The following is an 11120-nucleotide window of genomic DNA, read 5'->3' as shown; positions in this document are numbered from 1 at the left end:
GGTTGATGACTCAACAGAAGCTCCCCGCGACGACACAGGCGTCGACGCCGCCACGGAGAATGACGAAGGGTCGCCGGCCGAGTCCGCAGACGCTGCCGGCGACCCTCCCGTGTGATCTCAGGAGAGGAGCTTGGCCTTTGCCGCAGCGAACTCGTCGTCCGAGAGCACGCCTGCGTCCTTGAGCGCCGCGAGCTTCTGGAGCTCGGCAACGACATCGACAGCGGGCGCCGCCGGCGCGGCGGGAGCCGGTGCGGGAGCTGCCGCCATCTGCGCAGCGACGGCCTGCTGGGCAGCCTGCTGCATCGCAGCCTGCTGCTGAGCTGCCTGGTACTGCTCCTGCTCGTACTGCGCCTGGGCCTTCTTCTGCTGGTTGTTCGACATCGCGCCCGATACCGCACTGGCGGTGCCCGCGACGACGGCGGTGCGTGCGGCGAGGCCGATGAGGCCGGGACGGCCGACTCGTCTGATCATGTTGGATCTCCTCTTTCTCAGGCCTGTTCGGCCAGGTCCATGACGGCGTTGACAATGGGGGCGGGGATGCGTTCGGCGCTGAGGACGACGCCACCGGAGGCGGCGAGTCGGTCGGCGAGTCGGCGTGCGTAGAGCAGCTCGAGAGCGACGATTGCCGCGGACGAGCCCGGCTCGACCAGCTCGACGAGCTCGGCGATGTCCTCTTCGCCGGTGATGCCGATCTCAGCGAGCTCGATACCGCCGAAGCCATACTCCTCGGTCTGGTCTTCGATCTCGATGACCTCGACATCGCCCGACTCGGACTTCGACACGATCACGAAGTCGAGAAGGCGTACGAGACCGCCTTCCAGGAGCTCCGCGAGCGCGGAGATGGTGTCAGGGCTCGGGCGGTCGCCGTCGAAACCGACGAGGTAGAGCTCGACCGGTCCATAGCGGAACTCAGTCATGGTGGGTCCTTTCGGGTGGGTGTGAGGAATGAGGAGGAACAGGTCAGAAGTAGGTGATGCCCTTTGATAGCACGACGACACCGAGGATCAGCAGGACGAAGCCCATGATTACGGTGTGCTCTCGTTCGAGCCACGCCCGCAGCGCGTCGAGGGGCTGGTGTGCCCGATCACCCGCGACGAGGACGCCGATGATCGGGACCAGGATCGTCGATGCTGCAACGAGGACGTACACCGGGATGGCGACGGCTGCATCGCTCACGCGAACCCCGGATGAGCCGAGTGCGACTCCTGCTGCAGCGCCGAGCAGGAGATTCTTCGGATTCACCGCGGCCAGCAGGACGCCCAGCCCCACCGCGTCCCAGAACCCGAGACTGTCGATGGCGCGCATCCAGGCCGGGAGTTCTCTGTCTCCATTGCGCGTCCGGGCAGCCGAGCGGAATTGGCGAACCGACAGACCGATCAGCACGATGCCCACAACCAGGTGAATGGTTCCCGGCACGGGGCGAGTTCCACCGACGGTCGGTGAGGGGATCACCGCCGCGAAGACCAAAAAGAGCACGACGACGGTCAGGATGCCGACAATCCATCCGAGGGCGAACCCGGCGCCGGCCGTACGAGCCTTCGGGGAAACCAGCAGGAGGATGGCGGCGATGATCGGGATCGGGCTGATGGCGATGCCCACCGCGAGCGGAAGTACCGCTCCGATCGCGTCTCCCATGCTTTTCTCCCGGAACCGGCTGTCGACGCATCCGTCATGCGCCGTGGTGAGTGAATCGTCCGGGATCACCATAAGGCCGCACCCGCCCGCGGTGAAGCGCCTGCGGCCCAGAAATCCGCGGCAGCCCGATCCCCCTCGCTCATGGGTGTCATCGACTCATTCCTGACGCTGATCTCGGTCGTCGGATCGGTCCGGCTCGGTGGAGCGCCTCCCGGGACCGTTCGGGTCGCTCAGGTACAGTTGTGACGCCGCATCCCGCGGTGCGACCGCCGTTCAGCAAAGGCAGCCCCTCTGTGACTTCCCTCGACGCGTCCGACGGCTCGCCGACCGGCGACCATACCGGTGGCGACGGCCGCCTCACCGTGCTCATCGGTGCCGATACCTTCTTTCCTGACGTCAACGGTGCCGCGCGATTCGCGGAGCGGCTCGCTGCCGGCCTCGTCGCCCGCGGGCACGACGTCCACGTCATGGCCCCGAGCAAGACGTGGGCGCAGCATGGCGTCTTTCGTGAGGTGATCGAGGGTCAGGAGATGACCGTTCACCGCATCCACTCCTACCGGTGGTACCCACACGACTGGCTGCGGTTCGTCTGGCCGTGGCGCGCGAAGCACTACTCCCGCATCGTGCTGGACGAGGTGAAGCCGGATGTCGTTCACATTCAGTCGCACATCGTGATCGGTCGTGCCCTCACCCGGATCGCGTGCGAGCGTGGGATCCCCGTCGTCGCGACCAACCACGTCATGCCCGAGAACATCCTCGACTACTCGGCGATGCCGAAGTCGTGGAACGACACGATCATCCGGTGGGCGTGGGCCGATGCGAACCGGACGTTCCAACTCACCCGCGTGATCACGACTCCCACGCGCCGCGCCGCCGACTACCTTGAGCGGGCAACGGGAATCACGGGGGTCATCCCCATCTCCTGCGGCATCGACATGAACAACTACACGCCTGACTTCACGGCTCGCCCCGACAAGCGGGTGCTGTTCGTCGGCCGACTCACCAACGAGAAGCAGATCGACGTGCTGCTGCGCGCCATGACAAAGCTCGAACCCGCTCTGGGGGCGACGCTCGACATCGTCGGTGGCGGTGACCAGCGCAAGAGCCTCGAGGCTCTCTCCAGTGATCTTGGTCTTGCGGATCGCGTGACGTTCCACGGTCACGCCTCCGAAGAGGAGCTGCGGGCGCTGTACTCGCGGGCGACTGTCTTCGCGATCGCCTCGATCGCCGAACTCCAGTCGATTGCCACCATGGAGGCCATGGCCTCGGGCCTCCCGATCGTCGCGGCCAACGCCGTGGCGCTGCCGCACCTCGTCCAGGACGGCGAGAACGGATACCTCTTCACCCCGGGCGATGCCGATGAGCTGGCGGCGCGCCTCACGGATGTGCTCACCGCCGAGCCCGACGAGCGGCGCCGAATGCAACAGGCCTCCCTCGACGCCGTCGCGATCCATGACATCAACCGCACGCTCGACACCTTCGAAGCGTTGTACCGCGGCGAACCCGTTCCGGAGTAGCAATGCACGTCGTGATGTTCGGCGACCAGCACGCCGAATCGCTCGGCGGCGCACAGGTGTCGATGCGACTGCAGCGCCGATTCCTCGAGAAGGCCGGTCACACCGTCACGATCGTCGCCCCCCGCAGGCACGGACCGCGTTCGGGGGTGCGCGCTGGCGATCCGGGCTATGCCGATCTGCCGTCCATCCCGGTGACTCTCGATCGTGAGTACGCGATGACGTGGCCGAACGCGCGCGCGGATCGTGCCGTCGATGCGGTGATGGCAGGGCGTCGTCCGGTGGACATCGTGCACGTACAGGGTGACTTCTGGGGTGCATTCCTCGGCCTGCGCTTTGCCCGTCGCCATGATCTCCCCGTGGTGTTCACGTTCCACAACCGGGTCGATGTCGGCATCCGTGCCGTTGCTCCCTTCCCGAACCTTGTGCTGCGCGTCCTGAACCGTTGGGGTCGCCGGGCGCTGTCGGAACCTGCCGATGCGGGCGCCGATGGTTGGGCGTACCTGCGCATGCTGGCGTCGTCGGCCGATGCCGTCACGGCGCCCTCAGCCCACTTCGCGCGGCGCCTTGAGGCTCACCGCGTTGCCCCGCACGTCGATGTCGTCTGGAACGGAATCGACGATGACGAGCTGGCACTGGCCCTCGCATCCCCACGCGGGCTTCCCGAGTCCCGGCCTCCGCGCCTGGTGTGGGTGGGGCGGATGAGCCCCGAGAAGCGTCTGATCCCGTTCCTCGAGGCAGTGGTTTCGTCGGGGATCGAGGCTGATATCGAGGTGATCGGCAATGGCGCGCAGCGCGCTGCCGCTCAGCGGGTGGCCGAGCGTGCTCGTGCGTCGGTGTTCTTCCTCGGGTCATTGCCGTACCGTGAAACGCTGCGACGCATCCGGTCGGCCGACGCCCTCGTCCAGACGTCCATCGGGTTTGAGACGCAAGGGATGACGATCTTCGAGGCCGCGACGCTCGGGACGCCGTCGATCGTTTGCGATCCGGATCTTGTGGCAGAGCTCGGGTCGGGCGTGTGGGCAGTTCCGGATGACGCGACCGAGACCCTTGCTGACGTCTTGAGAAGCGCCGTCGCCGACATCCGCGGCGGTGCAGCGCCGGTGCCCGACCCGTCGATCGCCGAGAGATTCCGCCAGTCGTCGCGGACCGCGGCCATGCTCGAGGTCTACCAGGCGGCGAGGCAAGCGCACCGGGCCTGACCGTCTAGGGGAGGCGCCGCGGGTCGGTTGGCTGACGTCGTGCACCATCGGTACGCAGCGCGCGCACCGACGCCAGTGTGCCCCAGAGGGCCAGTGAGGCAATGAGAATGAGGATAAGCATGGCAGAAATGCTATGAGTGGCTGATTACAGCCACTAGTGGCAGGGAGGACTCATGACGTAGGATTACTGCCACGTCTGACTTCACTCCTCAAGGAGCACACCGTGATCCATACCGTCGCGACAATCGTGCAGCCGGGGTTCTCGCCGTTCGAGTTCGGCTTGGCCTGCGAGGCATTCGGGCTGGATCGGGCCAGTGACGGCATCCCGAACTTCGACTTCCACATCGCGGCCACCGAGCCCGGTCTCGTTCCCAGCAACATGGGCTTCTCGATCACGGTTGACGAGGATCTCGCCGTCGCAGATGCAGCCGATCTGGTCATCGTGACTCCGCTTCCTCGCAGCCGATGGGGCGTGCCGGACGAGCGCATTTCCGGCGTCGTCCAGCGAGCCGTTGCGCGCGGTGCCTGGGTCCTCAGCATTTGCAGCGGGTCCTTCGTGCTTGCCGACGCGGGGGTGCTCGACGGTCGTCGCGCCACCACCCATTGGATGTACGCCGACACGATGGCAGCTCGCTATCCGAAGATCGACGTGGATCCCGGTGTGCTCTTTGTGCAGGATGGCCGGATCATCACGAGCGCCGGGACGGCGGCGGGGCTGGATGCCTCCCTGCACCTCATGCGCCAGGAACTCGGCGCAGAGGCGACGAACCGCATCGCCCGGCGAATGGTGGTCGCACCGCAGCGGGACGGCGGCCAGGCGCAGTTCATCGACAAGCCGCTGCCGGTGGCGGCGTCTCACTCCCTGGCTCCGGTGACCGACTGGATGCTCGAGAACCTCCGCGCCGATCTGTCGGTGGAACAGCTCGCCGCGCGAGCGCACATGTCGCCTCGGACGTTTGCCCGGCGCTTCAAGGCGGACCTTGGCGCGACACCGGCGGCGTGGCTTGCCCGCCAGCGCATCATCCACGCGCAGCGGCTGCTCGAGCGCACCGACCTGGGCCTTGACCGGATTGCGTGGGAGAGCGGATTCGGTTCCGCAGCGGTACTGCGTCAGAACTTTGCGCGTGTCGTGGGAATCACCCCCACGTCGTATCGAGCCCGGTTTCGCGCCGTCACCGTCGAGTTGCCGGCAGTGGGCTGAGGGTGCTCCCCGTCTTGGTGGCGTCGAGCGGATCCAATGGTAGGCGCTTCGGCTCGTGCCGGGGAGGACCCAGAGTGACGGAATAGTCCGAAACTTTCGGCTGGCCCATAGGATGGTTCTATGAACATGCGTGCCGGCGCTCGCGTCCGTCTCGCCGACATCGCCGCCGAAGCCGGGCTATCGGTCGCCACTATCTCGAAGGTCCTCAACGGGCATGGAGATATCTCGCCGACCACCCGGGCCCGCGTCGACGCGTTGTTGAGCGCCCGAGGATACGCCCGTCGACCGGCGACCGGGAAGCCTCGTGGCGACCTGCTCGAGCTGGTCTTCCACGAGTTCGAGGCGAGCTGGTCGATGGAGATCATCGCCGGCGTCGAAGAGGTTGCGAAGGAGCATGGTCTCTCCGTCGTGGTGACCGAGAGTGGTGGCGCGCACTCGCTCGGTGAGGACTGGCTCGAGGGGGTTCTCCGGCGTCGCCCCGTCGGTATTGTTCTTGTCGCCTCGGCTATCCCCGATCGTCAACGCCTCCGTCTGGCCACTCGCGGCATCCCGTTCGTCATTGTCGATTCGGCAGGCGACCCGCCCCCGGACGTGCCGTCAGTGGGCTCGGCGAACTGGTCGGGCGGCCTCGCCGCCACGCGACACCTCATCGAACTCGGGCACCGCCGCATTGCGGCGATCACGGGTCCCGAGGATATGTTGTGCTCCTTGGCTCGGCTCGACGGCTATCGCTCCGCGATGGCGAGCGCTGGGTTCGAGGTCGACCCGCGGTGGGTGCGTTTCGGCACTTTCTACGTGGAGGGCGGACGCGACGCGGCTCGGGAGCTCATCGCGCTCGACGAAGCGCCGACGGCGATATTCGCGGGTAACGATCTGCAAGCCCTCGGTGTATACGACGCCGCTCGTGAGCGGGGGATGCGGCTCCCAGACGACCTCTCTGTGGTCGGCTACGACGACATTGCCCCGGCCCGATGGGTCAGCCCGGCGCTCACCACGGTGCATCAGCCGCTACGCAGAATGGGATCGGAAGCAACGCGCATGATCCTCGACGCCGCCACGCGCTCGTCAGGCACGCTCACCCCGCGAATCGATCTTGCGACGCATCTCGTCGTGCGCGGCAGCACGGCACCGCCTCATTGACGCGCGCGGCATCCGGAAAGGGCCGTGGGAGCGCGACCACCTAAAGTTTCTTTCAATTTTCGTTACGTTTCGGTAACGGCATGGGTGATGGGTGACGCGTGTGCGCATACGTTGTCTGCGACAACCTATCCGCGCAAAGGAGCGCTCGTGCCTCGACGCATTTCCCCCCTCGTTTCGCTGGCTGCTGTGGGAGCACTCATCCTCGGCGGCGCCGTCGCTCCAGCGGCCGCCGCTGAAGTCACCGTTGACTCCGTGAACTTTGAAGACGGCACCACCGGGAACTGGTCCCGCAGTGGCGGAACGGACAGCACCCTCAGCGTGGTGGACCTCGACGGCGGAAAGGTACTGCAAGTCGCCGACCGCAACGCCGATTACGTGGGGATCCAAAGCCCGACCGGCATATACGAACCCGGCAAGACCTACACCTTTTCACTGCGGCTCCGCCTGGCCCCGGGAACGCCGGACACCTCAGCGCGCATTGTGATGAAGCCTGCGTACACCTGGATCGGCAACACCACGGTCACAGCGTCCGCGTGGACGACGATTTCGGGTACCTATACAGCGACCGGTGACGTTTCCGCTCTTCAGGCATACGTCGGTACGTCCGACATCGCCGACGTCGCGGCGTACACCTACTATGTTGACGACATCGTGATCGCCACCGAATCGACGACCGACAGTGGCGGAGTGCCGCCGTCGGTTCCGCCGGGCGGTGCGACCAATCCCACGACCACACCTGTCTCCGCCGCGCAGGGTTCGGGCAACGTCGTGGCCCTGACCTTCGACGATGGCCCGAATCCGGCAACGACCCCGGCCCTGCTGGATTTCCTCGCCGAGAATGACATCAAGGCCGTCTTCTGTGTCATCGGCCAGAACATCACCGCACCCGGCGGCGGCGACATCCTCAAGCGCATCGTCGCCGAAGGGCACGTCCACTGCAACCATACGACGACCTACGACGACATGGGCTCGCTCACGCAGAGTCAGGCCGCAGCCCGCATGGCCGATAACCTCACCATGATTCGCACCGCTCTTGGCGACGACGACTACCCGGTTCCGTTCTTCCGGGCTCCCAACGGCTCGTGGGGCAACACTTCCGCTGCGGCCGTCTCCCTCGGGATGCAGCCACTCGCGGTCGTGAACACCATCAATGACTGGGCGACCCAGGACGTGGACACGCTGACAGCCAACCTGCGCACTGCGATGCAGCCGGGTCAGGTCGTGCTCGTGCACGACGGCGGCGGGGACCGGAATGGCTCGCTGCAAGCTGTCCGCACAGTCGTGTCGGAGCGCCTCGCCGAGGGTTGGACCTTCAGCCTGCCGGAGGGTGCACCCGCCAACGGGCCTGGCGATGGCGGCGAGCAACAGCCGGGCGACGTGCTCATCGACACGACGTTCGAAGACGGCGAGCTCGACGGCTGGTTCGCTCGCGCGGGCTCGGGCACATCGAATCCGCAGATCGCCGTCGTCGACGACGGCGCGGACGGTACCTCTTCGGCTGCGCAGGTCGCTGAGCGCACGCACGAGGGCGACGGCATCCAACGTGACGTGGTTGGTCTGCTGCGGTCAGGGAGTACTTACACCGTGAGCGCCGCGGTGCGATTCGCGCCGGGTGCGACCGTCGGGCAGGGCCTGACCCTCTCCATGCGCACTGTCACGGGCGCGTCCGAGAGCTACGCCAACCTCGTACAGATCGAGAACGCGACCTCGGACGGCTGGACGACGGTACGCGGAGAGTTCACCGTGCCGACGTATGACACTGCCGCCGAGTTGTACTTCGAGGCGCGCTACAACAGCGGCAACACCTCGACGTTCCTCGTCGACCAGGTGCGCGTCTCAGTTCCCGAGGCGTCTCAGGTGGATACCAGTCTCGCCCCGTTGAAGGACACACTTGACTTTCCTGTGGGCGTCGCAATCGACTCCCGAGAGACGACGGGGCCGGCAGCGCAGCTGCTCGAGCACCACTTCGACCAGATCACGCCCGAGAACCACATGAAGGTAGAGGCCTGGTACACCGGGCCGAACGAGTTTTCGCGAAACGCCGAAGCAACCGCCCTGCTCGACTACGCGCAGGCCGAAGACCTGCGCCTGTACGGGCACGTATTGGTGTGGCACTCGCAGACCCCCGCCTGGTTCTTCCAGGACGGCGCGGGCCGCGAGCTCACCTCGTCGGACGCCGACAAGCAGCAGTTGCGGGACCGTCTACGCACGCACATCTTCAACGTGGCAGCATCCATCGCCCGCGACTACGGACTGTACGGCTCTGACACGAACCCGCTCGTGGCTTGGGATGTGGTGAACGAGGTCATCTCCGACCAAGTGACACCCGATGGATTGCGGACCAGCCGTTGGCACGACGTGCTTGGTGAAGAGTTCATCCGCCTCGCCTTCCAATACGCCGACGAGGCCTTTAACGACCAGTACGCTGCCCCGGGGACGGACCGCCCGGTCAAGCTCTTCATCAACGACTACAACACTGAGATCGACGCCAAGGGTGCGCAGTACAAGGCGCTCGTCGACCGCCTGCTCGCAGCCGACGTGCCGATCGACGGAGTGGGCCACCAGTTCCACACCTCCATCAATACGCCCATCGCCGCCTTGCGCGGCGCACTCGAGCGCTTCGCGGGCCTCGGCCTGCAGCAGGCGATCACCGAGCTGGACGTGACGATCAACCCCGCGACTGAGTCGAACCGCATCCGCCAGGGCTACTTCTACCGCGACGTCTTCGACCTGCTGCGGGAGTATGAGGCGGCGGCGCCGGCGGCCGAAAAGATCTATTCGGCGACAGTGTGGGGTCTGACCGACACACGGTCTTGGCGTGCGGAGCAGCAGCCGTTGCTGTTTACCGGGGACCTGCAGGCTAAGCCTGCGTACTATGGCGCGGTCAGCGACGACGGGGGGCTGCCGCCCCTCGTGACGACGGCGAACGTCTTCGAAGGTGACCTGACCCCCGAGGACGGCTTCCTCGACGCCCCCGAGTGGCGGAATCTGCCCTTCAACACCCTCACCGAAGACGCGGGCGGCTGGCAGGCGCGGTGGAACTCCGACCACTTGACGGTACTGGTGCGTTCGGCGGAGACGCCCGAGCGGGTGGAGTTCACCTACGGCGGCCAGCAGTACGAGTATGCAGCGGGTGAGGCAGGGTCGGTATCGGGCGGTCAGGAGGTCGTGGACGGGGTCACCTACACCGTCGCGCACCTGCCTCACAGCGGGATCCAGGCCGGCCAGGGCGCAGACTTCGATGTGCGTCTGATCGGTTCTGGCGGCGTCGCAGGGGCCTGGAACTCGCCGGGTGCGACCGGACGGCTCACTTTCCTCGAGCCGCTGTCCTTCCTCCAGGCGCCCGAGCTCGCCGCACCCGAGATCGACGGCGACGTGGATGCCGTCTACGCCGACGCCGCGGTAGCCACCACGGGTCGCACGGTGGAGGGCTCAGGCGACGGTGCCAGCGCCGAGGTGCGCACGCTATGGCAGGGCAACACGTTGTACGCGCTCTTCGATGTGACAGACCCGGTGTACGACCTGTCCGGGAGCGACCCGTGGCAGCAGGACAGCGTCGAGTTGTTCCTGGACCTGGAGAACAACAAGGCAGGCACCTACGGCCCGAACGACACGCAGATCCGCATCTCGGCGGAGAACGTGGTCTCGTTCGGCTCCGGCAACACCGCCACGCAGGCGGCTCGGATCGCTGCGAGCGCCACGACGCGCACCGACGCAGGCTACCGGGTCGAGGTAGCCGTGAACCTCGCGGGACAGTCCGGCGGGCAGAACAACGTCCCCCTCGGGGGCCCGGACACGGTGCACGGCATCGACTTCCAGGTCAACGATGGTCGGCCCGGCGGCCGCTACTCGGTGAAGACGTGGGCCGAGCCCACCGGCACCGGGTACCAGAGCACCGCCCGCTGGGGCGTTGTCGAACTGATCGGCGCCGACTCCGACCCGGGCACCGACCCCGGCACTGGCGGGGGCTCGGATCCGGGCACCGGAGGTGGCTCGGGGCCACTCCCCGGCACGGGCGGAACCACCCCGCCGGGTCAGCCGACGGTCACTCCGCTGCCCAGCACTGATCTCCCGCCGAGCGTGCGCGACGACATCTCCTCGGCGGAGACGGCAGAACCCGGGCAGCTTCTGACCATCAGTATGGATCCTCAGTGGGCCGGCACTGCGGTGGAAGTGTGGATGTACTCCACGCCGACGTTCCTTACCGACGCCGTCGTCTCGGCGGACGGGACGGTCACGGCCCGCATCCCTTCGAACACCACTCCAGGGACGCACTACCTGGCCGTATACGTCGAGGCGACGGGTGAGCTGATCGGTTGGACCGCGATCCGGGTCGTCGCCGGATCGCCGCTGGCGACGACCGGCGGGACCTTCTCCATCGGAGCTCTCTGGATAGGCGGTCTGATGATCCTTGCTGGCGCAGCGCTC

Annotated in this window: 8 protein-coding genes; 5 read left to right on the top strand and 3 right to left on the bottom strand. The window is 66.6% G+C overall.

What is annotated here, in order from left to right; translation table 11 throughout:
• Positions 1 to 117 precede the first annotated feature (117 nt).
• The 3 genes from Q1V87_RS12735 to Q1V87_RS12725 are packed head-to-tail and all read right to left on the bottom strand — an operon-like array spanning position 118 to position 1635.
• A complete protein-coding gene (locus tag Q1V87_RS12735; RefSeq protein WP_300593503.1) occupies positions 118 to 471 on the bottom strand; it encodes an SHOCT domain-containing protein in 354 nt (117 codons plus the stop codon).
• Positions 472 to 488: 17 nt separating this feature from the next.
• Positions 489 to 917: a DUF6325 family protein gene (locus tag Q1V87_RS12730; protein WP_300593500.1), complete on the bottom strand. Its 429-nt coding sequence runs from the start codon at positions 915 to 917 to the stop codon at positions 489 to 491.
• A gap of 43 nt (positions 918 to 960) precedes the next feature.
• Positions 961 to 1635: a GAP family protein gene (locus Q1V87_RS12725; RefSeq protein ID WP_300593497.1), complete on the bottom strand. Its 675-nt coding sequence runs from the start codon at positions 1633 to 1635 to the stop codon at positions 961 to 963.
• 362 nt (positions 1636 to 1997) lie between these two features.
• Between Q1V87_RS12725 and Q1V87_RS12720 the strand changes: the two genes are divergently transcribed.
• From Q1V87_RS12720 to Q1V87_RS12700, 5 genes are all read left to right on the top strand, one after another.
• Complete coding sequence (locus Q1V87_RS12720; protein WP_300593509.1) at positions 1998 to 3152, top strand: glycosyltransferase; 1155 nt, start codon at positions 1998 to 2000, stop codon at positions 3150 to 3152.
• A gap of 2 nt (positions 3153 to 3154) precedes the next feature.
• Complete coding sequence (locus tag Q1V87_RS12715) at positions 3155 to 4351, top strand: glycosyltransferase (protein ID WP_300593494.1); 1197 nt, start codon at positions 3155 to 3157, stop codon at positions 4349 to 4351.
• A gap of 226 nt (positions 4352 to 4577) precedes the next feature.
• Positions 4578 to 5552: a helix-turn-helix domain-containing protein gene (locus Q1V87_RS12710; RefSeq protein ID WP_300593506.1), complete on the top strand. Its 975-nt coding sequence runs from the start codon at positions 4578 to 4580 to the stop codon at positions 5550 to 5552.
• A gap of 120 nt (positions 5553 to 5672) precedes the next feature.
• Positions 5673 to 6692: a LacI family DNA-binding transcriptional regulator gene (locus Q1V87_RS12705; RefSeq protein WP_300593491.1), complete on the top strand. Its 1020-nt coding sequence runs from the start codon at positions 5673 to 5675 to the stop codon at positions 6690 to 6692.
• 147 nt (positions 6693 to 6839) lie between these two features.
• Positions 6840 to 11120 (top strand): endo-1,4-beta-xylanase (locus Q1V87_RS12700; protein ID WP_300593488.1); only part of this gene is annotated, 4281 nt, incomplete at its 3' end.

The sequence above is a fragment of the Microbacterium sp. genome (assembly GCF_030149085.1).
Lineage (GTDB): Bacteria > Actinomycetota > Actinomycetes > Actinomycetales > Microbacteriaceae > Microbacterium.
Note: the sequence above shows the minus strand (reverse complement) of the source record. Positions and strands in the feature narration are given on the sequence as shown.

What these genes read in the sequence shown, in the direction of transcription:
- Q1V87_RS12735 (WP_300593503.1), bottom strand. Translation starts at nt 471, where the DNA reads ATGATCAGACGAGTCGGCCGTCCCGGCCTCATCGGCCTCGCCGCACGC.
- Q1V87_RS12730 (WP_300593500.1), bottom strand. Translation starts at nt 917, where the DNA reads ATGACTGAGTTCCGCTATGGACCGGTCGAGCTCTACCTCGTCGGTTTC.
- Q1V87_RS12725 (WP_300593497.1), bottom strand. Translation starts at nt 1,635, where the DNA reads ATGGGAGACGCGATCGGAGCGGTACTTCCGCTCGCGGTGGGCATCGCC.
- Q1V87_RS12715 (WP_300593494.1), top strand. Translation starts at nt 3,155, where the DNA reads ATGCACGTCGTGATGTTCGGCGACCAGCACGCCGAATCGCTCGGCGGC.
- Q1V87_RS12705 (WP_300593491.1), top strand. Translation starts at nt 5,673, where the DNA reads ATGAACATGCGTGCCGGCGCTCGCGTCCGTCTCGCCGACATCGCCGCC.